Here is a 20967-nt window from a genome sequence, read left to right as displayed (position 1 = left end):
GTTATTATTTTTTAGCTGATTTACCTGCTTTTCTTCTCAATACTTCACCTGCAAACTTGATACCTTTACCTTTGTATGGCTCTGGCTTACGGAAGCTACGGATTTTCGCCGCTACTTGACCGATCAATTGTTTGTCGATAGATTCCAAAGTGATAGTTGGGTTCTTACCCTTATCAGCAGTTGTTGTTACTTTAATTTCCTGTGGCAATACGAATACAATCTGGTGAGAGAAACCTAAAGTTAACTCTAGCGTATTACCTGTGTTTGCTGCACGGTAACCAACACCAACTAGTTCTTGGGTAGTTTTGTATCCCTCGGTTACACCTACAACCATATTGCTCAATAGGGCGCGGTATAATCCATGTAATGCTTTGTGCTTCTTTTGTTCTGTTGAACGTGACACTACGATATTACCATCTTCTTCTTTAACGGTAATGTCGCGGTCTACTTGTTGTGTTAATTCACCTTTAGGGCCTTTAACAGTTACCAGATTCTTATCTGATACTGTAACCGTTACACCAGAAGGTATAGCGATAGGCGCTTTTCCAATTCTTGACATTCTGTGCTTTTTCCTAGATTAATAAATGTAACATAAAACCTCTCCACCAACGTTTTGTACGGCAGCTTCTTTGTCTGACATTACTCCTTTCGAAGTAGACAAAATCGCAATTCCTAAACCGTTTAATACACGAGGGATGCTGTCAACACTTGCATACTTTCTTAAACCAGGTTTACTCACACGTGTCAATGTGCGAATAGCCGGTACTTTGCTAATTGGATGGTATTTCAAGGCAATCTTGATGGAACCTTGAGGACCTTCTTCAATAAATTTGTAGTTAGCAATGTAACCTTTGTCGAAAAGAACTTTTGTGATTTCTTTTTTAAGGTTCGATGCAGGAATTTCAACAACCCTGTGGTTGGCCTTGATGGCATTCCTTACTCGGGTAAGGTAATCCGCTATTGGATCTGTATTCATTATGTATAAAATTGTGATAATGGTTTCCATGACTAACCGAAGCCACAGACCTTTTATCGGTTAAAATATTGCATTGCAAAAAAAACCCGATAAACCACAGTTCGTGGTTTATCCGGGCAAAAGTAATTATATTTTTTTGATTACCAAGAAGCTTTTTTCACTCCCGGGATTTTTCCGTCTAAGGCCATCTCACGGAATGTTACACGGGAGATACCGAATTGACGCATATATCCTTTTGGACGTCCAGTTAATTTACAACGGTTGTGCAATCTTACTGGTGACGCATTCTTTGGTAATTTATCTAAAGCTGCATAATCACCTGCTGCTTTTAAAGCCGCACGTTTCTCTGCAAATTTTGCTACTAATTTCTGACGCTTTACTTCGCGTGCTTTTAATCCTTCTTTAGCCATTGTTATTCGTGTTTTGGTTTTTGAATGGTAAACCGAATTGTTTCAATAATTCTAAAGCTTCGATATCGTTCTTAGCTGAAGTTACGAAAGTGATATCCATACCTTGGATCTTGTTGATCTTGTCAATGTTGATCTCAGGGAAGATGATCTGCTCAGTAATACCCAAATTGTAGTTACCATGTCCATCAAATCCTTTATCGTTGATTCCACGGAAGTCACGGATACGTGGTAAAGAAACCGCGATTAAACGATCTAAGAATTCGTACATATTGTTGTCACGTAAAGTTACGCGAGCACCAATTGGCATACCTTTACGCAATTTGAAGTTCGAGATATCTTTCTTGGATTTCGTAGGAACTGCTTGCTGACCAGTGATCGTCGTCAATTCTGTGATAGAGTTGTCGATCAATTTCTTGTCTGCTGTAGCGGCACCAATACCTTGTGATACTACGATTTTCTCCAGTTTAGGAACTTGCATAACGCTCTTATACTGGAATTTTTCCTTAAGCGCTGTACGGATATCTTCCGCATATTTCGCTTTTAATCTTGGTACGTAAGTCATTATTTAATTTCCTCCCCTGATTTTTTTGCGTAACGAACTATTTTACCATCTGCATTAACTTTACGTCCAACACGGGTAGGATTACCTGTCTTAGGATCGATTAAAGCTAAGTTAGAGATGTTGATTGCAGCTTCTTTCTCGATGATACCACCGTTCGGGTTAGCTGCGCTAGGTTTAGTGTGTTTCTTAACAATGTTAGCGCCTTCAACAACCGCTCTGTTAGTTTCAATAATAACTTGTAATACTTTACCTTGAACACCTTTAGAGTTACCAGCGATAACTTTCACTAAATCTCCACTTTTGATCTTGATCTTGTGAGTAGTTTTGTTTGTTTTCTTTGCCATAATTATAAAACCTCCGGTGCTAATGATACAATTTTCATGAACTGTTTCTCACGCAATTCTCTGGCAACTGGGCCGAAGATACGTGTTCCGCGTGGTTCATCGTTATTATTTAACAATACTGCAGCGTTGTCATCGAAGCGAATGTAAGAACCATCTTTACGACGGATCTCTTTTTTCGTACGTACTACAACTGCTTTTGAAACTGATCCTTTTTTCACGTTTCCTGAAGGTAGTGCGCTCTTAACGGTAACAACAATTTTATCACCGATAGATGCATAACGCTTGCGCGTACCGCCTAACACACGGATTACTAAAACTTCTTTAGCTCCGCTGTTGTCAGCTACATTTAGTCTTGATTCCTGTTGTACCATTATTTAGCCCTTTCTAAAATTTCTACTAATCTCCAGTTCTTAGTTTTACTCAGCGGACGTGTCTCCATAATTAATACCGTATCGCCGATACCGCAGGTATTTTGTTCGTCATGAGCTTTAAATTTAGTAGTTTTCTTAACGAATTTACCGTAAATAGGGTGCTTTACTTTACGTTCAACAGCCACTACGATAGATTTGTCCATCTTGTTGCTAACTACTAAGCCGATTCTTGTTTTTCTTAAATTTCTTTCCATTTCGACTTTAATTTTATGCCTCAGCGGCTGTTTCAGATTTTGCTGCATTAGTACGCTTTGAAATCTCGGTAGAGATACGAGCGATAGTTTTGCGAGCTGCTTTGATCACGTTTGGATTCTCAATAGCAGAAACAGCATGTGCAAATTTCAATTTGTTCAAGGCAGCTTTCTCTTCAGCAAGACGAGCTGTTAAATCCTCAGTTGATAATTCTACGATTTCTGAATTTTTCATTTTTCAATTTGTTGTGCCGGGTTATCTCGAGTGTTAAGCGGCCTTACTGGTAACGGCAGTAAGGCTGAACTCTTGACATTACCGACGATTATTATGCTTCAACGTAATCTCTACGTATCACAAATTTCGTTTGAACCGGTAATTTTTGTGCAGCTAAGCGTAATGCTTCTTTAGCGATTTCCAATGGAACGCCTTCTGCCTCAAATAACATACGGCCTGGGCGCACTACGGCTACCCAATATTCTGGAGCACCCTTACCTTTACCCATACGTACCTCTGCAGGTTTCTTGGTAACAGGTTTGTCAGGGAAAATGCGGATCCAAACTTGTCCTTCACGCTTCATATAACGTGTTACCGCAATACGAGCTGCCTCAATCTGACGGCTTGTGATCCATGCTGGTTCCATTGATTTGATACCGAAAGATCCGAAAGCTAATTCCGCTCCACGAGTGGCATTACCTTTCATGCGGCCTTTCTGCATCTTTCTGAACTTCGTTCTTTTTGGCTGTAACATGTTCGTATTTTTTTAAATCTGTTGAACAGATAATCTAAATCTTGTTATTAATTAATCTCTTTTACCTCCACGGTTGTTGTCACGGCGTCCGCCACGGTTTCCACCGCGACCTCCACGGTTGTCACGACGGTTGTTGTTATCACCACCTTCGTTGCCACCACGTGATTTTACGCCTGATGCTTGACCAATGTTTGGAGATAAATCTCTCTTACCGTAAACTTCACCTTTACAGATCCAAACTTTTACGCCAATCTTACCGTAAGTTGTCAATGCTTCTGCTAATGCATAATCGATATCTGCACGCAATGTGTGTAGAGGAGTTCTTCCTTCTTTGTACTGCTCGGTACGTGCCATCTCAGCACCACCTAAACGACCTGAACACATTACCTTGATACCTTCTGCTCCCATACGCATTGTAGATGCAATCGCAGTCTTCATTGCACGACGGAATGAAATACGTGCCTCTAATTGCTTAGCAATGCCTTCTGCAACTAGTTTTGCGTCTAATTCTGGGCGTTTGATCTCAAAAATGTTGATCTGAACATCTTTCTTAGTTAATTTCTTTAACTCTTCTTTGATCTTATCAACTTCTTGACCACCTTTACCAATTACGATTCCTGGACGTGCAGTATGGATCGTTACAGTGATACGTTTCAACGTTCTCTCAATAACAACTTTTGCTACACCGCCTTTTGCGATACGTACAGAAAGATATTTTCTTATTTTTTCGTCCTCAACCAACTTATCAGAATAGTTGTTGCCTCCGAACCAATTAGAATCCCATCCTTTGATGATTCCTAATCTGCTACCTATTGGATTTGCTTTTTGTCCCATTCTTAATATAATTAGTTGTTAACGTTATTAATACTGTCTACTACCAAAGTTACATGGTTTGAACGCTTGCGAATTCTATAGCCACGACCTTGTGGTGCTGGACGTAATCTCTTCAATTGACGACCGCCACCTACAGATACTTCCTTAACAAACAATCCACCGTCTTCTACTGAAGAACCCTCGTTGTGAGCTTCCCAGTTCTTGATCGCTGATAATAATAATTTCTCAACGCGGATTGAAGCTTCTTTTCCTGAATGTTTAAGGATGTAAAGTGCGTTCTCTACTTTCTGTCCACGGATAAGATCCACTACTAGACGCATCTTACGAGGTGAAGTAGGGCAATTCAATAACTTGGCAGTAGAAGCTCCTCCTACTTGAGCTTTTGCCTGCTCCTTGCGCTGCTTAATTAAAACAGACTTTTTGAGTTTTTTTGTTGCTTCCATTACCTATTATTTTTTCTTTTCTGCGTGGCCTCTGAAAGTACGCGTAGGCGCAAATTCACCAAGCTTGTGACCAACCATATTTTCTGTTACATAAACCGGAATGAATTTATTCCCGTTGTGCACTGCGAAGGTATGACCAACAAAATCAGGTGAAATCATTGATCTACGAGACCAAGTTTTGATTACTGATTTCTTGTTTGTTTCATTCATAGAAAGAACTTTTCTTTCTAAGTTGTGATCGATATAAGGACCTTTTTTAATTGAACGAGCCATTATTTTTTCCTTCTCTCAATGATGTAACGATTCGATGTTTTCTTCTTGTAGCGTGTTTTGTAGCCTTTAGCTAATACACCTGTGCGTGAGCGTGGGTGACCTCCTGATGAACGTCCTTCACCACCTCCCATAGGGTGATCAACCGGGTTCATCGCAACACCACGAACTCTAGGACGACGACCTAACCAACGTTTACGACCTGCTTTACCCAATACTTGGTTTGCTTTCTCTGCGTTCGATACCGAACCGATCGTAGCAACACATGTCAATAAAATCATACGAGTCTCGCCTGAAGGCAATTTGATAATAGCATACTTACCATCACGTGCAGACAATTGTGCATATGTACCTGCTGAACGTGCAATGGAACCACCTTGTCCTGGATTCAACTCAATGTTGTGGATGATCGAACCCAATGGGATGTTTGCCAATGGCATAGTATTACCTACTTCTGGGGCTACTGATTCGCCTGCAATCACTGTCTGACCTACTGTTAATCCAGCTGGTGCAATGATGTAACGTTTCTCTCCATCTGCGTAGTGCAATAAAGCAATACGTGCAGTACGATTTGGATCGTACTCAATGGTAGCAACTTTTGCAGGGATATCTTTTTTATCGCGTTTGAAATCTATTAATCGGTATGATTTTTTGTGTCCCCCACCGATGTAACGCATAGTCATTTTACCGGAGTTATTACGACCACCTGATTTCTTGATGCTAACTACTAATGATTTCTCAGGTACGTTAGTTGTAACGTCTGAATAATCAGCACCTACTCTGAAGCGAGTACCAGGGGTAACCGGTTTGAATCTTTTAACTGCCATTTCTTATTATAGTGTACTGTAAAAGTCAATAGTTTCACCATCTTTAACTGTAATGATGGCCTTTTTATATTTAGGGCTTCTTCCGGATACAAATCCTGCTTTAGTGTAACGGCTTTTTGCCTTACCTGCAACAACTGCTGTGTTTACTGCTAATACAGTAACACCAAACATTTGCTCTACTGCAGCTTTGATTTGAATCTTGTTTGCTCTATGATCTACTTTGAAAGCGTAACGGTTTAATTTTTCCGTTAACAATGAAGCTTTCTCAGTTAAAATAGGTTTTTTGATAATCTCCATATTATTTAGCGAATGCTTCCTCCAAAGTTTTAACAGAATCAGCAGTTAACAATAATTTCGTAGCGTTCAATACATCATATGTATTCAAATCTGATGCTACGATAACTTTTGCTTTCTTCAAGTTTCTGCTTGATAAATAAACATTGTTATTGTATGCTGGCAATACCAATAAGGTTTTCTCGTCAGCAAGGTTTAACGCATTAACTAAAGCAACGTAGTTCTTAGTTTTGATCGAATCGAAGTTAACTTCATCCAATACCACAACATTGTTCTCTTGTGCTTTGTAAGATAATGCAGATTTACGTGCTAATTGCTTTAATTTTTTGTTCAATTTGAAGCTATAGTCACGAGGTTGAGGACCGAATACACGACCACCACCGTTAAACAATGGAGATTTGATAGAACCCGCACGAGCACCACCTGTTCCTTTTTGTTTGTGTAATTTACGAGTTGAACCCGCGATCTCATTACGTTGTTTTGATTTGTGTGTACCTTGGCGTTGGTTCGCTAAGTATTGTTTCACATCTAAATAGATCGCATGGTCGCTTGGCTTTACACCGAATACTGACTCAGGAAGTTGCACCTTGGCACCTGTTTCTTTTCCTGATAAATTTAATACTTTAACTTCCATCTCTACTATTTGTCTACGATTACATATGAACCCTTAGCTCCTGGTACGGAACCACTAACAACAATTAGGTTTTGTTCTGCGTAAACTTTCAAAATCTGTAAGTTTTGAACTTTTACTCTCTCGCCACCTGTACGACCCGCCATACGCATTCCTTTGAATACTCTTGAAGGCCAAGATGAAGCTCCCAATGAACCCGGCGCACGTAGTCTGTTGTGCTGACCGTGAGTCGCACCACCTACACCACCAAAGCCATGACGCTTCATTACACCTTGAAATCCTTTACCTTTTGAAGTACCGACTACATCTACGTACTCGCCTTCTTCAAATAAAGTAACATCAACGATGTCTCCTAGTTGCTTCTCATCTGTGAAAGTTTTGAATTCAACTAGTTTACGCTTAGGACTAACTCCTGCCTTTGCAAAATGTCCTTTTAGAGGAGCCGTCGTGTTCTTTTCCTTAGCTTCATCAAAGCCAAGTTGAACTGCCGAATAACCATCCTTCTCTTCCGTACGTATCTGCGTAACCACGCACGGCCCAGCCTCGATTACTGTACAAGGGATATTCTTCCCTTCAGCATTGAACAGGCTGGTCATTCCTACTTTTTTACCAATAATTCCTGACATGTTATAAATTAATTAATTAAACGTCCATCGAAGCAGTAGGGCTTCGCTCAAGACACAATTCCCCATTTAGGGACTGCAAAAGTACAAACAATTTTATAACTATCAAACAGTTAGTCAATTATTTTTAAAAAAAATAGCCCCGGTTTTTTTCCGGGGCTCCAAATCTTCTGCTTTTTATATTTTTATGGCAGGGCCTCCATCCAAAAGTCGCTGATACCGAACCAAGGCTTCTACATAATAATAGTCCGCATAGGTCAAGGGTACATCAACCTCCGAATCCAATGGCAATGCCCCTACGCTATGTTCCAATAAATAGCCCCCATTCGTACCTTTCTTCGCAAAATAAGCGCTTGAAGACAAACTTTTAAGCATGCCTTCCGCCTTGCGCAGATACGTTGTCGATTCTTTGCCCTTGGTATATTGGGAGAGCTCGATCAATGCCGATGCCGTGATCGCTGCAGCTGAGGCATCCCTCAAGCTTCTCCTGGAATAGGTCTTATCGTCTGCAGGAATCTTATCCTTATCAAAATCCCAATACGGAACCAGGTCTTCCGGAAGGTTAGGGCTCTTCAACATATAGTCCGCAATCTTTTTCGCCTGATCTAAATAGGCCTTATCCTTGGTTTCCCTGTACATCATCGTATAGCCATACAGACCCCAAGCCTGTCCCCTCGCCCATGCCGACTCATCAGCCGCACCCTGTGCGGTTTGCTTGGCAAGCACCGATCCAGTCTGAGGATCATAATCGATCACATGGTAAGAACTGTTATCCTTACGGAAATGGTTCTTTATGGTTGTGTTCGCATGGGTGATCGCTATATCGGAATATTTCTTGTTGCCGGTGGTCTTTGCCATCTGCATCAGGAACTCTAGGTTCATCATATTGTCAATGATCACGGGGAATTTCCAAACATTATGGTCCCAGGAACGGATGGTCTTGGTCGTCGGGTTAAAGCGGCTGCTCAATGATTCGGCTCCATTCTTCAGGATCGGCTGGTATTTGCTACTGTCACCTGTCAATCTCAATGCATTTCCAAAACTACAGAAAAGCATAAAGCCTAAATCGTGGGTCCCTTTATTGAACTGTTCTTTTTCGAGATCCTTTAACTTATCAAGGCCTGCCTGTTTGAGTTTAGGGTCCGAGGTAGCTTCTCCAAGGTAAAGTAAGGTGCCGGGGTAAAATCCAGAACACCACCAACCAGAATTGGAGAATTCTTGCTTGCCAGCTTCAAAAGTTTTTGGAAATTTATGCTCAGGAACAACGGAAACTAAATTTTGGTATTGTTCAGCGGAAGCCTTAAGCTGATCATCAATAAATTTGGAACTCAGTTTCAGGTCATGCTCCTGCCCGACTGAAACCTGCAATGAAATCAAGCAAACGGCTAATGTTGAAAATAGGCCTTTCATATCTACGGTTTTTTATAAATTGTTATTCTTTAGGAATAACAAAATACTCATATAAAAACAAAAAAAAGCAATTATTTACTACAACGTTTTCATATTGGGTCAAATCGAACTAAATTCAAGAAACTTTCCCATGGTTTCCATGCCTATACTTATTTAAGATTTCAGTATCCATCAAGCACCCTCGACTAGATTCGGACCTTGTTCGGGACACATTCGGAATTTTCGCAAAATGAGTGAAATCAAATCGATGGTATATTCGGAGCAAACTGCAAAATTTCCCGAACATGCCTCGAATGAGACCCGACCATGACCTGGAAAAATCCAATAAAAAAGGACAATGAAAAATCATTGTCCCCTTAATAAATCTTTAAGTTCTGGATTAGTATTGTCCTGTATTCAGCATCACCAAAGTACAAGCTTCTACGACTTCAATGCCATTCGCTCTAGCTTTGTCAGCTAGCTCTGCATTTTCTGCACCTGGATTGAAAATAATACGCTTCGGCTTGGTCTTCAAGATATAATCATAGTATTGAGGCTGATTTTGCGGACCTACATATAAGGTCATCGTATCTATGTCAGTATGAATGTCCTCTGCAGGTTCGATCTCTACGCCAGCAACTTTCCCAGTTTTACGTCCAACATTCACGATTGGATGTCCTTTTCTAGCCAATTTATTGGCAACCAAATACGAATATCTTGCCGGGTTGGTACTCGCACCTAAAATCAAGGTCTTTTTCATATATTGTTGTTAGGTTTTCTTAATTTACTAATTCTCCACTTGAGTTATATGCATTTTGTCTCAAAATAGGCATTTCTAAGATTTTATACAAATCATCGAGGTGATTCAAACTGCCATTTGCCATATTTGTTAGCAAAACAATGGTCACATCGTTTTTCAGGTCGCGCACATAAAGGCTCTTGAAGCCATGCCACCAACCCGTATGATAGACGATAGGATTTTCGGGCGGACTAAAGGTACGCCAACCGTAACCATAACTGAATAGGCTGCGTTTTGCATCGCTTCTAGGCAAATACATCGAATCAAGAGTGGTCTTGTTCACCAAACGGCCTTCATTGATTGCCCTGTCCAATAGGTACATATCCTGGACGGTACTGTAAATACCCTTGTCGCCGACCGGACCATCTAAATAATTTCGCACTACCGAACGACGCCATACCTTATCATGTCCCATTACATTGGAAGGAGTTTTCTCGTACACGGCAGTAGAATATACCGCTGTATGCTTCATCCCTGCAGGATCGAAGATATTTTCCTTCATATAAACTGCAAAGTCTTTCCCCGTTACTTTTTCAATAATCGATGCAAGGACCATGAAGTTTGAGTTATTGTAATGGAACCTGCCATCTGGTGCTCCGTAGCGGTTAGGATGCTTTTCGATCAATAAGCTCATAGCATCCTGATTGGACATCGGTTTCTTGCGGTCTGGCCATGCTTCCTCCGAAAAGTAAACATAGTTTGGCAATCCCGAACGATGAGATAGCAGTTGGGCAATGGTAATCCCAGGATATGGGAAGTCAGGATAGAAATCGTTGACGGTATTTTCCATCTTCAGCTTTCCTTCCTGCACCAGCTTCATCACGCCTAATGCCGTGATAGGCTTGGACGCAGAAGCCAGCTCGAACTGCGAATTGATGTTCAGGCTATCTTTTAAAAGGTAATCGGCCCAACCAAAGGAATTCTGGTAAAGAATCTTTCCTTTTTTGGCTACCAATACATTCCCGTTAAATGCGGATTTCTTGTGTAGGTTTTGCATGAAAGCATCAATCTGCTTATCTGCTTTTGTGGAATCATAAATCAGTGCTACACTATCTTTTTTGGCCTGATCTATTTTTATCTCTTTTTGTTTTGCTTCTGGCGAAGAACAGGAGAACATCGCAAATGTCCCCAACCCCAATACGAATAATAAATTTTTTATTGACACGCTCCTAATCTGATTCTTTTAATGCTTATAATCTCTAATGATTATCAAGACAAATTACTATATATTGTGACAATTTACAATAAAAATTAGCTTTCTTTTGATAAAACTATAGTTACATTAAAGTATTGCCCCATTATCGATATTAATTCCTGATAATTACTAAACGGTTCAACTTTTCACTTATTGCAATTCGGCAAAAAATAAGGAAAGACAATTTAGGAGTTATGTTCTTTATGATGGAGGGCAGTATAAACACAAAAGCCAGCAAGATCTGCTGGCTTTTGTGTTTTTATGGATGCTTCGATTACGCTAATAAACGGATCGGAGCTTCGATAAGTCCTTTTAGAGTTTGAAGGAATTGAGCACCGGTAGCACCATCGACTACGCGGTGGTCACAACCTAATGTCAACTTCATGATGTTTCCAGGGACAACAGCTCCGTTTTTCACAACTGGAACCTGTTGGATGGCACCTACCGAAAGGATAGCGCCATCAGGTGAGTTGATGATCGATGTGAATTCATCGATACCAAACATACCTAAGTTAGAAACAGTGAAAGTTGATCCTTCCCAATCTGAAGGCTGTAGTTTTTTAGCTTTTGCTTTTTGTGCAAAGTCTTTCACTTCAGCAGAGATATGGGATAGTGATTTACCGTCAGCAAAACGAACCACTGGAACCAATAGACCATCTTCAACAGCCATGGCTACACCAATGTTTGTATGCTCGTTGTAACGGATCTTATCACCTAACCAAGATGAGTTCACGTTAGGGTGTTGTTTCAAGGCAACGGCTACCGCTTTTACAACGATATCGTTGAATGAAACTTTCACTGGAGCTACCTCATTGATCTGCGCGCGTGCAGCCATTGCATTGTCCATATCTACACTGATAGTCAGGTAGAAGTGTGGAGCAGTGAACAATGACTCAGACAATCTGCGAGCAATCGTTTTACGCATTTGGTTAACAGGTTTCTCAGTGAAACGCTCTTCGCCAACAAATTGAGGTAAGCTGATTGTTTTTGCTTCAGACTCGGCAGCTGGTGCAGCGGAAGCCGAAGCAGCAGGTGCTGCAGAAGGTTTGAAGTTTTCAACGTCTTTTCTTACGATACGTCCGTTTTCTGCAGAACCTTTCACTTGGCTCAAGTCAATACCTTTTTCCTTAGCAATTTTCTTAGCTAAAGGAGAAGCTTTGATTCTTGAATCACTTGATGAAGAGGATGCAGCAACAGGTGCATCAGACTTGCTTTCTTGAACAGCTGGTTTATCTTCTTCTTTCTTAGATTCAGATTTGGTACCTGCTGAAGATTTTTGGTTCAACAAAGGCGTTACATCGGTTCCTGCAGGACCTACGATAGCAATGATATCATTTACTTTCGCAGCTTGTCCAGCTTCTAGACCAACATATAACAAGGTACCATCAGCATAAGCCGTAACTTCCATAGTCGCTTTATCAGTTTCTACGTCCGCAATAGCATCGTCTGATTTAATGGTATCCCCTACTTTGAAGTTCCATTGAGCGATTACCCCTTCAGTCATGGTATCACTCAATAAAGGCATGGTAATAACAGTAACACCTAAGTCTTCTGCCGTTACATTGCTTCCTGAATCAGCTGGAGCAGCTTCTTCAGTTTTATCTTCTTTAGTTTCTTTTTTGGATTCTTCTTTTGGCTCTTCTTTCTTCTCAGCAGCAGCACCATCTCCTTTGATCAGAGACTCGTAATCTTCACCTTCTTCACCTAACACCGCAATTACAGAATCAATTGGAACTGCATCTCCCTCTTTAGGGCCGATATACAACAAAGTACCTTCTTGGTATGATTCGAAGTCCATTGTCGCTTTGTCAGTTTCAACCTCTGCAATAAGGTCTCCTGAGTTTACTTTATCACCAACTTTTTTGTGCCATTTAGCGATTACACCTTCAGTCATGGTGTCGCTCATTTTTGGCATTCTTACTACTTCAGCCATCGTTTAGGAATGTTCTATTTTAGTTAAAGTAATTATCATTAATTAATCCATGACAAAAGGATAGTCCTCTTGTACATAAACGTCTTTGTAGATGTCAGAAGCATCTGGGTATGGAGACTCCTCAGCAAATTTCACTGATTCATCAACGATTTTCTTCACTTTTGCTTCTACTTCATCAAACCAAGCTTGATCAGCATATTTATTCTCAACAATAGCATGCTTTACAGCAATAATTGGATCTCTTTCTTTGTATTCTTCCAACTCTTCCTTGGTACGGTATTTCGCTGGGTCAGACATCGAGTGTCCTTTGTAACGGTAAGTACGGATCTCTAAGAAAGTTGGGCCTTCACCTGCACGAGCACGTTGAACGGCTTCGTCCATAGCGTTGTGAACGGCTACTACATCCATACCATCTACAGGTGCACTTGGCATATCAAATCCAAGACCCATTTTGTAGATATCCTGCATGTTTGTGGTACGTTTTACAGAAGTCCCCATCGCATATCCGTTGTTTTCACAAACGAAAATTACAGGTAATTTCCATAACATCGCCATATTCAAGGTCTCGTTGAAAGCACCTTGACGTACAGCACCGTCACCCATATAACAGATGTTTACATTGTCTGTTCCTAAATATTTCTCTGCAAAAGCAATACCTGCACCTAAAGGAATCTGACCTCCTACGATACCGTGCCCTCCCATGAACTTATGTTCTTTGGAGAAGAAGTGCATCGAGCCGCCTTTACCTTTTGAACAGCCTGTAACTTTACCAAACAATTCCGCCATACAAGCATCTGCAGACACTCCCTTTGCCAAGGCATGGGCGTGGTCACGATATGCTGTAATCAAAGAATCTTCTGGTTTGATCACTGACATGGTACCCGCTACTACGGCTTCTTGACCAATGTATAGGTGACAAAATCCACGAATCTTTTGCTGTCCATAAAGCTGTCCAGATTTCTCTTCAAATTTGCGCATGAGCAGCATGGATTCATACCACTCTAGGTAGGTTTCTTTTGTTATAGGTGTTGAACTCATTTCTAAGTATTGAATTTCTTTACTAAACTGACCACAAATTTAATCAATATTAACGAGATTTTTGATAATTTTTAGTTTACATTTCACTGTTTTATACGGATTATGTCAAAATAATACCACAATCCGCAGCTCGCTCAGCAACTCCTCCTCCAATATGGAACAGACTAAAACATTGGCAAGAATGAATATATGGGGTTCATAATGGACTATCCGTCGCTGTAGTTTCTAGCGATAAAATAAAAGGCACAAAAAAAGCGGTCTCTTAGGACCGCTTCCATTATTTCAATTTTTCTATTAACTCCTCTATGGTCAATTTTTCCTGAACACCACTTTCCATGTTCTTCAAGGACAACTGACCTGATCCTGCTTCCTCATCTCCTACCAAAAGGACATAAGGTATTCCCTTGGAATCAGCATAACTCATTTGTTTCTTTAACTTCACTGCTGCCGGATAGAGTTCCACGGCAACACCTGCTTCTCTCAATCTATACAGCAAAGGCAAGGTATAGCCTTCTAATGACTCTTCGAAATTAACGATCAGCAGTTTTGTTCTTTCAGAACCTTCCTGAGGGAATAGATTTAATTCTTCCAAGACATCATAGATACGGTCTGCTCCGAATGAAACCCCTACCCCTGTTAGGTCTTTCAGCCCGAACATCCCAGTAAGGTCATCATAGCGGCCACCGCCTCCGATGCTTCCCATTTGCACCTCATTGGTTTTCACCTCAAAAATACAACCTGTGTAATAGTTCAACCCTCTGGCCAAGGTGATATCCACTTCGACGATCTTTTCAAGAAGATCTGCACGTCCAAATTTATTCAGGTATTCGAAAACTTCCTCAAGTTCAGCGATCCCTTTCATTCCGACTTCTGAATTTGAAAGCACGGACTTCATGGATGCTAGCTTATCGGCATTGGAACCTTGCAATTCGATGATCGGTTTAAGGACCGCTAAATCCTCATCCGTGAACCCTCGTTCAAGCAATTCTTTGTTCACCCCATCCAAACCTATCTTGTCTAGTTTGTCAATGGCTACCGTCATATCCACGATCAGCTCAGGTTTTCCTACCACTTCGGCAATCCCTGAAAGGATCTTTCTATTGTTAAGTTTTATGTTGAAATCCTTCAGACCCAGTTTCGCCAAGGCTTCATTATAGATCAGGATAAATTCTGCTTCGTTCAATAAAGAGCTAGAACCTACCACATCCACATCACATTGGTAAAATTCTCTGTAACGACCTCTTTGCGGACGGTCGGCACGCCAAACCGGTTGGATCTGGAATCTTTTGAAAGGAAGTGCAATATCGTTTTGATGCATCACCACATAACGGGCAAACGGTACGGTCAGATCATAGCGCAAAGCTTTTTCAGAGATATGTGAAATCAAGCTGGTCGAGTTCTTTGCTTCCAACAGATCTGCTGGAGCCTTGCTCATGTAGTCACCTGAATTCAAGATCTTGAAAATCAATTTGTCGCCTTCATCACCATACTTACCTGTCAAAGTACTTAAATTCTCGAATGAAGGGGTCTGGATCTCGGAATAACCGTATTTCCTGAAAATAGATTTTAACGTATTGAAAATATGATTACGCTTATCCATTTCAAGGGGCGAAAAATCACGAGTACCCTTTGCTAAAGATGGTTTAATTGATGCCATAGCCGCAAAGATAGACATTAGACATGAAATAATGGATGGGAGATTTGAGATTTGAGTATGGAGATATCATCCTAATCAAGATCTTTGCGATGCTCAAATCATTAAAACAATGGAATCAATAAGTATGATTGAAAACGATGGCTTATCAGATTTGATATCTCAAATCTAACCTCTCATATCTCAATACTACTCTTCAAATATCTTCAAATATTCGCAAGCGCGTTCTGCAGCGATCTTTTCAGCGCTCTTTTTATTGAAGTCACGTCCAAGGCCACATTCCTCGCCATCAACGACAGCTACCACAGAAAACATCTTATTGGACTCACCTTCTGGGTTATCGACCTGCATAAAGCTGATTTCTTTGTTGTTGTGTTGGCACCATTCGATCAAGCGGCTTTTGAAGTTTGTTTCGGTCACTTCCAGTGTTTGAATATCGACATGGGGCTTGATAATGCGAGACAAGAGAAATTCCCTTGTAAAGGTGTAACCTTTGTCGAGATAGACAGCACCTACCAAGGCTTCAAAGGCATCTCCGAGAAGAGATCCTTGCTTGTTTGGATAACTGATCATTCGGGCATCGAATTCAATCATCTCGTTAAAACCTAACTTACGGGAAAGTTGGTTCAGGTTTGCCCTGGATACGATCTTTGAGCGCATCTCGGTCAAGAACCCCTCATCCTTGTATGGATAGAGCTTGAAGAGCAATTCAGCTACCACCGATCCTAAAACCGCATCGCCTAGAAATTCCAAACGCTCGTTACTGTTCTTGACGCCATCCTTGATCATGACCGCTACAGACTTATGTCTGAAGGCCATTTGGTACAGGCGTACATTGCCAGGTACGAAACCAAGCAAGTTCTTTAGTTTTCGAACGTAATTTCGATTTGGAGACAGATATAGATTATAGACCTGTGTGATAGGCATGGTAACTATAAATAACAAATAGGTAGTTGAAAAATGCAACTACCTATTTAAATGTTTAGCATGGTGAAAATGAATACATTTTAACCATTATACTTTTTCACAATAATTGTTGCATTATGGCCTCCGAAACCGAAGGTATTACTCAAGGCAGCATTTACAACTCTTTTTTGTGCTGTGTTGAACGTGAAGTTCAGTTTGCTGTCAATTTCAGGATCATCCGTGAAGTGATTGATCGTTGGAGGTACAATATCATTTTTGACTGCCAAGATAGAGGCAATAGCTTCAACCGCACCTGCAGCACCTAGAAGGTGACCTGTCATGGATTTGGTAGAACTGATATTCAGATTATAAGCATGTTCACCGAATAGGTCAACGATAGCTTTGGTTTCACTAACATCTCCCACCGGAGTTGATGTTCCATGGACATTGATGTAATCAATATCCGAGAAATCCATTCCAGCGTCCTTGATTGCCATTGTCATGGCTAATTTAGCTCCCAATCCTTCCGGGTGAGAAGCAGTGATATGGTATGCATCTGCACTCATTCCACCACCTACAACCTCAGCGTAAATTTTCGCTCCACGCGCTAATGCATGCTCTAGGCTTTCCAACACAATTGCTCCGGAACCTTCGCCAGACACAAATCCATCACGATCTTTATCGAATGGTCGAGATGCTGTCTTAGGATCATCGTTCCTGGTAGAAAGCGCGTGCATCGCATTGAAACCTCCGATACCAGCTTCATTGATAGTCGCTTCGGAACCACCGGTGATAATAATGTCAGACCTTCCCGAACGGATGTAAGTGAAGGCATCGATCATTGCATTGGTAGCCGAGGCACAAGCAGAAACTGATGAGAAGTTTGGACCTTGCAATCCATGGCGCATAGAAATATGGCCAGGAGCTAAATCGATAAGCATTTTGGGAATAAAGAAAGGATTGAACCTAGGCGTTCCATCCCCTTTGGAATACTGTGCAACTTCCTCAGTGAAAGTTGTTAATCCACCAATTCCAGAGCCCCAAATTACACCAATTCGCGTCCTGTCTAATTTATCGAAATCTAGACCTGCGTCTTTTACTGCTTCATCGGTAGATGCAATAGCATATTGGACAAAGGGATCCATCTTACGGGCTTCTTTACGGTCCATATAGACGTGCGGATCAAAACCTTTGACTTCGCAGGCAAACTGTGTTTTGAATTTTGACGCATCAAAGTGCGTGATAGGAGCGGCTCCACTTACACCGTTTATTAATCCATCCCAGTATTCTGAAACGGAATTACCAATAGGTGTAAGTGCGCCTAATCCTGTTACAACTACTCTCTTAAGCTCCATTTATGATGTTTGGCCTAATAAAATTAGTTAGTTAACGTTTTTTTCTAAGTAAGCGATTGCTTGTCCTACAGTACTGATGTTTTCAGCTTGGTCATCAGGAATTGCAACGTTGAATTCTTTCTCGAATTCCATGATCAACTCAACTGTATCAAGTGAGTCTGCACCTAAATCATTCGTGAAAGAAGCCTCTGGTGTCACTTCATTTTCGTCTACACCTAACTTTTCTACGATAATTGCTTTTACTCTTGATGCGATATCTGACATGATTTTCTAGTTTAATTGTTTAATAAATCTGTGCAAAGAAAAAATAAATATTCCCAAAAATCAAATCTTTTTGACTTTTGAAACTAAATAAAGAACAAAGTCATCTTAAATAAAGTTTTTAACACCTTATTAATTAACCTTAATCCAATAATACTAAAACAAATAAAGTTTTACAAACTTAATGCATATTTAATGATATTTTTACTTAACCTTCAAACTTAAATGCAGTAAAAACGTAATTTTGTAAATCATCAAAACAAATTGACTTGAGCAAAATAACCTTTAAACTCGAAACTGACTTTGACCTGGAACTCGATTTTGTCCTAATTGGGATCAGTTCGGTTTTGAGAGATTATCGACTTTGCCACTTTATCAACAAGCATACCGGACTCCAGCTGGTCTACGGGAAGGAAGATTACACGGACCATAATGGCCACAACAAGGAAAAACCCAAGGACGAACTGGATTACCACATTCTTTTTGAATCCAAGAAAAACAAACCCGTCGTAAAAAATCACTACAACATCTTCAGGTACCATAACCAATCTTTCGAATTTGAATTCTATTTGCTGAGCAACCGATCGGTCGAAGGTGCCGCGTTAATACCTGAAATTAGTAGCTTTGATTACTTCCTGATGATCAAACATTTTATCGACGAGGAGGATTTAGATGCTCTTTTAGAAAACATTAAGTCTATTCCGGAAGTTCTTTTAGTAAAAGAAATAGACCCAACAATATTGAAATCTAAAGAAAATCTGATATTTTAGCGGATTATTAAGATAGTGTATCTTATACACATAAACCTAATCATCTGCTTTAAGGGGAGAATAAAGCAGGAAATGACTTAATAGAGAATATAAATTTAAAATTTAATTTAAATGGATAAACTAAAAAAGCGGACCAAAATTGTTGCCACACTAGGTCCGGCTTCTTCAAAAAAAGATGTTTTAACCCGTATGATTGCAAAAGGGGTAGACGTATGTCGCCTTAACTTCTCACACGGTTCTCAGGAAGATCACTTAAAGGTAATCAACACAATCAACGAAATCAACCAAGAACACCCTTTCAACGTAGGTATTTTAGCCGATCTTCAAGGTCCTAAAATCCGTATCGGAAAAATGAAAGAAGGTGGTGCTATCCTTGTCAATGGAAGCACGGTAGAAATGACTACGCACGAACTTATCGGTGACGAAAAGAAAATCTACATCACTTATGACAACTTCCCTAACGACGTAAAAGAAGAAGAAATCATCCTATTGGATGACGGTAAACTGCAATTGCGCGTTCTTTCAACAAACCACTTGGACACAGTAACTTGTGAGGTTGTTCACGGGGGAATCCTGACTTCTAGAAAAGGTGTAAACCTTCCTAATACAAAAGTTTCTATCCCTTCATTAACAGAAGAGGATCTAGACAACTTGAACTTCGCGCTTGACCACGGTGCTGACTGGATTGCCATGTCTTTCGTGCGTTCAGCTGAAGACATCAAACAATGTAAGGAAATCATCAAGAAAAAAGGTTCACATGCTAAGGTGATCGCTAAGATCGAAAAACCTGAGGCTATTGACAATATCGACAGCATTATCGAAGCTACGGATGCGATCATGGTTGCTCGTGGTGACCTAGGTGTTGAACTTCCAATGGAAGAAGTACCAGGACTTCAAAAAATCATTGCTCAAAAATGTCGTAACCTTTCAAAACCGGTTATCATTGCAACACAGATGTTGGAAAGTATGATCACTACCCCTCGCCCAACACGTGCGGAGGTGAATGACGTTGCTAACTCTGTAATCGATGGTGCTGATGCTGTGATGTTGAGTGGTGAAACTTCAGTTGGTGAATTCCCAGAGATCGTAATCGAGACTATGGCGAAAGTGATCACCCATGTTGAAGCGACTTCATATCCGTACTACAGCGAAAAAGAGCAGTTAGGTACTGTTCCTGTAACGCGTATTCCAGATGCAATATGTAGCTCATCGATCTTCTTGGCAGAGAAAACCCATGCTTCTGCAATCGCTGTCATGACTTCTTCTGGCTATACTGCCATGGAAATCTCCAGCTACCGTCCTGATGCTGACATCTATGTCTTCACAGGTAACAAATCCTTGTTGCGTACGCTTAGCTTATGCTGGGGTGTGAAAGCATTCATTTACGAAAAATATGAATCTACTGATGGTACTATCCAAGATGTAAACTACTTATTGAGAGAACGTCACTTGGTAGAACCTGGCCAGATCGTAATCAACACTTCTTCTACCCCTCTTCATGAGAAAGGCAGAACGAACACCATCCGTGTTTCTGAAGTAAAATAATTACAAAACGATACAAAAAAAGAGCCTCAATGAGGCTCTTTTTTTGTATCGTCTATTTTCAAGCTATCTCTTGATTATTGGCGACTTGACGGTCGCTGAATCCTGTTTGACAATCCTAGAATGCTCGTCCAGCTTCTTTGTTCCCGGCATTTTCACCGACCCCTCACCTGACAGTTTTTTCTCCAAGATTACAGTATCATCATGCTCCTTCAGCACATCATGTGGAGTAACCATAAAGCCCTGTCTATTGCCCTTATAGGCATTGGGAATCTCTACTGATTTATTCATGGAATCCAACAAGGGGATCTTGAACTGCTTTAAACTATCCTTGGGATTAAGGTCAACCTTAAAATCTAATGGTTTCTTTTTTTGAATATTTTGATTATTTTGAGCAGAAGAAGGAATTGCCCAAATCAGGAATAAGAAGGAAATCAAGATGAAATTTTTCATAATCAGTATCTTAAGTCATTATTCTATAACAAAAGAAATCCTATTCTGCTAAAAAAGCTAAAAACTTGCTGTTAAATTGTGTTAAAT

Annotated in this window: 28 protein-coding genes; 2 read left to right on the top strand and 26 right to left on the bottom strand. The window is 40.5% G+C overall.

What is annotated here, in order from left to right:
* Positions 1-4 precede the first annotated feature (4 nt).
* From rplF to ACWICE_RS14580, 25 genes are all read right to left on the bottom strand, one after another.
* On the bottom strand, positions 5-559 hold the full coding sequence (gene rplF / locus ACWICE_RS14700; protein WP_185213310.1) for a 50S ribosomal protein L6: 555 nt from the start codon (positions 557-559) through the stop codon (positions 5-7).
* 18 nt (positions 560-577) lie between these two features.
* Positions 578-976 carry a 30S ribosomal protein S8 gene (gene rpsH / locus ACWICE_RS14695; RefSeq protein ID WP_093100397.1) on the bottom strand — a complete coding sequence of 133 codons (399 nt, stop codon included), beginning with the start codon at positions 974-976 and terminating at the stop codon, positions 578-580.
* A gap of 140 nt (positions 977-1116) precedes the next feature.
* Positions 1117-1386, bottom strand: coding sequence for a 30S ribosomal protein S14 (rpsN, locus tag ACWICE_RS14690; RefSeq protein ID WP_093100399.1), 270 nt, complete (start codon positions 1384-1386; stop codon positions 1117-1119).
* Positions 1379-1948: a 50S ribosomal protein L5 gene (gene rplE / locus ACWICE_RS14685; protein WP_185213309.1), complete on the bottom strand. Its 570-nt coding sequence runs from the start codon at positions 1946-1948 to the stop codon at positions 1379-1381. The genes rpsN and rplE overlap by 8 nt, the downstream gene beginning before the upstream one ends.
* Positions 1948-2292 carry a 50S ribosomal protein L24 gene (gene rplX, locus ACWICE_RS14680; RefSeq protein ID WP_214648470.1) on the bottom strand — a complete coding sequence of 115 codons (345 nt, stop codon included), beginning with the start codon at positions 2290-2292 and terminating at the stop codon, positions 1948-1950. The genes rplE and rplX overlap by 1 nt, the downstream gene beginning before the upstream one ends.
* 2 nt (positions 2293-2294) lie before the next feature.
* Positions 2295-2663, bottom strand: a complete 369-nt coding sequence (gene rplN / locus ACWICE_RS14675) for a 50S ribosomal protein L14 (protein ID WP_002997484.1) — start codon at positions 2661-2663, stop codon at positions 2295-2297.
* Positions 2663-2917, bottom strand: a complete 255-nt coding sequence (gene rpsQ / locus ACWICE_RS14670; protein WP_013665010.1) for a 30S ribosomal protein S17 — start codon at positions 2915-2917, stop codon at positions 2663-2665. The genes rplN and rpsQ overlap by 1 nt, the downstream gene beginning before the upstream one ends.
* Before the next feature lie 13 nt (positions 2918-2930).
* Positions 2931-3149, bottom strand: coding sequence for a 50S ribosomal protein L29 (rpmC, locus tag ACWICE_RS14665; RefSeq protein WP_185213308.1), 219 nt, complete (start codon positions 3147-3149; stop codon positions 2931-2933).
* Between the two features lie 91 nt (positions 3150-3240).
* On the bottom strand, positions 3241-3663 hold the full coding sequence (gene rplP, locus ACWICE_RS14660; protein WP_094257903.1) for a 50S ribosomal protein L16: 423 nt from the start codon (positions 3661-3663) through the stop codon (positions 3241-3243).
* A gap of 51 nt (positions 3664-3714) precedes the next feature.
* On the bottom strand, positions 3715-4497 hold the full coding sequence (gene rpsC, locus ACWICE_RS14655) for a 30S ribosomal protein S3 (protein ID WP_094257904.1): 783 nt from the start codon (positions 4495-4497) through the stop codon (positions 3715-3717).
* An 11-nt stretch (positions 4498-4508) separates the two neighbouring features.
* Entirely contained in the window at positions 4509-4940 is a 432-nt protein-coding gene (rplV, locus tag ACWICE_RS14650) for a 50S ribosomal protein L22 (protein ID WP_093100409.1), read from the bottom strand.
* Between the two features lie 6 nt (positions 4941-4946).
* Positions 4947-5213, bottom strand: a complete 267-nt coding sequence (rpsS, locus tag ACWICE_RS14645; RefSeq protein WP_002997495.1) for a 30S ribosomal protein S19 — start codon at positions 5211-5213, stop codon at positions 4947-4949.
* Positions 5213-6037 (bottom strand): 50S ribosomal protein L2, encoded by an 825-nt coding sequence (gene rplB / locus ACWICE_RS14640; protein WP_093100410.1) that lies wholly within the window; start codon positions 6035-6037, stop codon positions 5213-5215. The genes rpsS and rplB overlap by 1 nt, the downstream gene beginning before the upstream one ends.
* Positions 6038-6043: 6 nt before the next feature.
* Entirely contained in the window at positions 6044-6334 is a 291-nt protein-coding gene (gene rplW, locus ACWICE_RS14635; protein WP_093100412.1) for a 50S ribosomal protein L23, read from the bottom strand.
* A 1-nt stretch (position 6335) separates the two neighbouring features.
* Entirely contained in the window at positions 6336-6965 is a 630-nt protein-coding gene (gene rplD / locus ACWICE_RS14630; protein WP_093100413.1) for a 50S ribosomal protein L4, read from the bottom strand.
* Between the two features lie 5 nt (positions 6966-6970).
* The gene (gene rplC, locus ACWICE_RS14625) at positions 6971-7588 is read right to left on the bottom strand and encodes a 50S ribosomal protein L3 (protein WP_093100415.1); all 618 of its coding nucleotides are present in this window, start codon (positions 7586-7588) and stop codon (positions 6971-6973) included.
* Between the two features lie 174 nt (positions 7589-7762).
* Positions 7763-8995 (bottom strand): glycoside hydrolase family 88 protein, encoded by a 1233-nt coding sequence (locus tag ACWICE_RS14620; protein ID WP_313261647.1) that lies wholly within the window; start codon positions 8993-8995, stop codon positions 7763-7765.
* 379 nt (positions 8996-9374) lie between these two features.
* Entirely contained in the window at positions 9375-9734 is a 360-nt protein-coding gene (locus ACWICE_RS14615; protein ID WP_185217651.1) for a CoA-binding protein, read from the bottom strand.
* Between the two features lie 19 nt (positions 9735-9753).
* Complete coding sequence (locus ACWICE_RS14610; RefSeq protein WP_374671120.1) at positions 9754-10932, bottom strand: serine hydrolase domain-containing protein; 1179 nt, start codon at positions 10930-10932, stop codon at positions 9754-9756.
* A 310-nt stretch (positions 10933-11242) separates the two neighbouring features.
* A complete protein-coding gene (locus ACWICE_RS14605) occupies positions 11243-12901 on the bottom strand; it encodes a pyruvate dehydrogenase complex dihydrolipoamide acetyltransferase (RefSeq protein ID WP_185213305.1) in 1659 nt (552 codons plus the stop codon).
* Positions 12902-12943: 42 nt separating this feature from the next.
* Positions 12944-13939, bottom strand: coding sequence for a pyruvate dehydrogenase (acetyl-transferring) E1 component subunit alpha (pdhA, locus tag ACWICE_RS14600; protein ID WP_093100421.1), 996 nt, complete (start codon positions 13937-13939; stop codon positions 12944-12946).
* Between the two features lie 277 nt (positions 13940-14216).
* Complete coding sequence (gene hisS, locus ACWICE_RS14595) at positions 14217-15596, bottom strand: histidine--tRNA ligase (RefSeq protein ID WP_454291654.1); 1380 nt, start codon at positions 15594-15596, stop codon at positions 14217-14219.
* A gap of 186 nt (positions 15597-15782) precedes the next feature.
* On the bottom strand, positions 15783-16520 hold the full coding sequence (gene rnc / locus ACWICE_RS14590; RefSeq protein WP_185213303.1) for a ribonuclease III: 738 nt from the start codon (positions 16518-16520) through the stop codon (positions 15783-15785).
* A gap of 80 nt (positions 16521-16600) precedes the next feature.
* Positions 16601-17854, bottom strand: coding sequence for a beta-ketoacyl-ACP synthase II (gene fabF / locus ACWICE_RS14585; RefSeq protein ID WP_185213302.1), 1254 nt, complete (start codon positions 17852-17854; stop codon positions 16601-16603).
* Between the two features lie 27 nt (positions 17855-17881).
* Positions 17882-18118, bottom strand: coding sequence for an acyl carrier protein (locus ACWICE_RS14580; protein ID WP_079643602.1), 237 nt, complete (start codon positions 18116-18118; stop codon positions 17882-17884).
* A gap of 266 nt (positions 18119-18384) precedes the next feature.
* Between ACWICE_RS14580 and ACWICE_RS14575 the strand changes: the two genes are divergently transcribed.
* Positions 18385-18885, top strand: a complete 501-nt coding sequence (locus tag ACWICE_RS14575) for an IPExxxVDY family protein (protein ID WP_185217648.1) — start codon at positions 18385-18387, stop codon at positions 18883-18885.
* 111 nt (positions 18886-18996) lie between these two features.
* Positions 18997-20430, top strand: coding sequence for a pyruvate kinase (gene pyk / locus ACWICE_RS14570; protein WP_185213300.1), 1434 nt, complete (start codon positions 18997-18999; stop codon positions 20428-20430).
* A 63-nt stretch (positions 20431-20493) separates the two neighbouring features.
* Here the strand turns inward: pyk and ACWICE_RS14565 are convergent, their stop codons facing one another.
* The gene (locus ACWICE_RS14565; protein WP_185213299.1) at positions 20494-20880 is read right to left on the bottom strand and encodes a hypothetical protein; all 387 of its coding nucleotides are present in this window, start codon (positions 20878-20880) and stop codon (positions 20494-20496) included.
* Positions 20881-20967: the final 87 nt, after the last annotated feature.

It is taken from the genome of Sphingobacterium sp. NPDC055346, assembly GCF_053645235.1.
The sequence above is the reverse complement of the archived record's forward strand: the minus strand, read 5'-3'. Positions and strand labels throughout refer to the sequence as shown.

What these genes read in the sequence shown, in the direction of transcription:
- pyk (WP_185213300.1), top strand. Translation starts at nt 18,997, where the DNA reads ATGGATAAACTAAAAAAGCGGACCAAAATTGTTGCCACACTAGGTCCG.
- hisS (WP_454291654.1), bottom strand. Translation starts at nt 15,596, where the DNA reads ATGGCATCAATTAAACCATCTTTAGCAAAGGGTACTCGTGATTTTTCG.
- ACWICE_RS14565 (WP_185213299.1), bottom strand. Translation starts at nt 20,880, where the DNA reads ATGAAAAATTTCATCTTGATTTCCTTCTTATTCCTGATTTGGGCAATT.
- rpsQ (WP_013665010.1), bottom strand. Translation starts at nt 2,917, where the DNA reads ATGGAAAGAAATTTAAGAAAAACAAGAATCGGCTTAGTAGTTAGCAAC.
- pdhA (WP_093100421.1), bottom strand. Translation starts at nt 13,939, where the DNA reads ATGAGTTCAACACCTATAACAAAAGAAACCTACCTAGAGTGGTATGAA.
- rplP (WP_094257903.1), bottom strand. Translation starts at nt 3,663, where the DNA reads ATGTTACAGCCAAAAAGAACGAAGTTCAGAAAGATGCAGAAAGGCCGC.
- rplC (WP_093100415.1), bottom strand. Translation starts at nt 7,588, where the DNA reads ATGTCAGGAATTATTGGTAAAAAAGTAGGAATGACCAGCCTGTTCAAT.
- rpsC (WP_094257904.1), bottom strand. Translation starts at nt 4,497, where the DNA reads ATGGGACAAAAAGCAAATCCAATAGGTAGCAGATTAGGAATCATCAAA.
- rplB (WP_093100410.1), bottom strand. Translation starts at nt 6,037, where the DNA reads ATGGCAGTTAAAAGATTCAAACCGGTTACCCCTGGTACTCGCTTCAGA.
- fabF (WP_185213302.1), bottom strand. Translation starts at nt 17,854, where the DNA reads ATGGAGCTTAAGAGAGTAGTTGTAACAGGATTAGGCGCACTTACACCT.
- rplD (WP_093100413.1), bottom strand. Translation starts at nt 6,965, where the DNA reads ATGGAAGTTAAAGTATTAAATTTATCAGGAAAAGAAACAGGTGCCAAG.
- ACWICE_RS14580 (WP_079643602.1), bottom strand. Translation starts at nt 18,118, where the DNA reads ATGTCAGATATCGCATCAAGAGTAAAAGCAATTATCGTAGAAAAGTTA.
- rplE (WP_185213309.1), bottom strand. Translation starts at nt 1,948, where the DNA reads ATGACTTACGTACCAAGATTAAAAGCGAAATATGCGGAAGATATCCGT.
- rplV (WP_093100409.1), bottom strand. Translation starts at nt 4,940, where the DNA reads ATGGAAGCAACAAAAAAACTCAAAAAGTCTGTTTTAATTAAGCAGCGC.
- rplW (WP_093100412.1), bottom strand. Translation starts at nt 6,334, where the DNA reads ATGGAGATTATCAAAAAACCTATTTTAACTGAGAAAGCTTCATTGTTA.
- ACWICE_RS14615 (WP_185217651.1), bottom strand. Translation starts at nt 9,734, where the DNA reads ATGAAAAAGACCTTGATTTTAGGTGCGAGTACCAACCCGGCAAGATAT.
- rnc (WP_185213303.1), bottom strand. Translation starts at nt 16,520, where the DNA reads ATGCCTATCACACAGGTCTATAATCTATATCTGTCTCCAAATCGAAAT.
- ACWICE_RS14620 (WP_313261647.1), bottom strand. Translation starts at nt 8,995, where the DNA reads ATGAAAGGCCTATTTTCAACATTAGCCGTTTGCTTGATTTCATTGCAG.
- ACWICE_RS14605 (WP_185213305.1), bottom strand. Translation starts at nt 12,901, where the DNA reads ATGGCTGAAGTAGTAAGAATGCCAAAAATGAGCGACACCATGACTGAA.
- rpmC (WP_185213308.1), bottom strand. Translation starts at nt 3,149, where the DNA reads ATGAAAAATTCAGAAATCGTAGAATTATCAACTGAGGATTTAACAGCT.
- rplN (WP_002997484.1), bottom strand. Translation starts at nt 2,663, where the DNA reads ATGGTACAACAGGAATCAAGACTAAATGTAGCTGACAACAGCGGAGCT.
- rplF (WP_185213310.1), bottom strand. Translation starts at nt 559, where the DNA reads ATGTCAAGAATTGGAAAAGCGCCTATCGCTATACCTTCTGGTGTAACG.
- rpsN (WP_093100399.1), bottom strand. Translation starts at nt 1,386, where the DNA reads ATGGCTAAAGAAGGATTAAAAGCACGCGAAGTAAAGCGTCAGAAATTA.
- rpsH (WP_093100397.1), bottom strand. Translation starts at nt 976, where the DNA reads ATGAATACAGATCCAATAGCGGATTACCTTACCCGAGTAAGGAATGCC.
- rplX (WP_214648470.1), bottom strand. Translation starts at nt 2,292, where the DNA reads ATGGCAAAGAAAACAAACAAAACTACTCACAAGATCAAGATCAAAAGT.
- rpsS (WP_002997495.1), bottom strand. Translation starts at nt 5,213, where the DNA reads ATGGCTCGTTCAATTAAAAAAGGTCCTTATATCGATCACAACTTAGAA.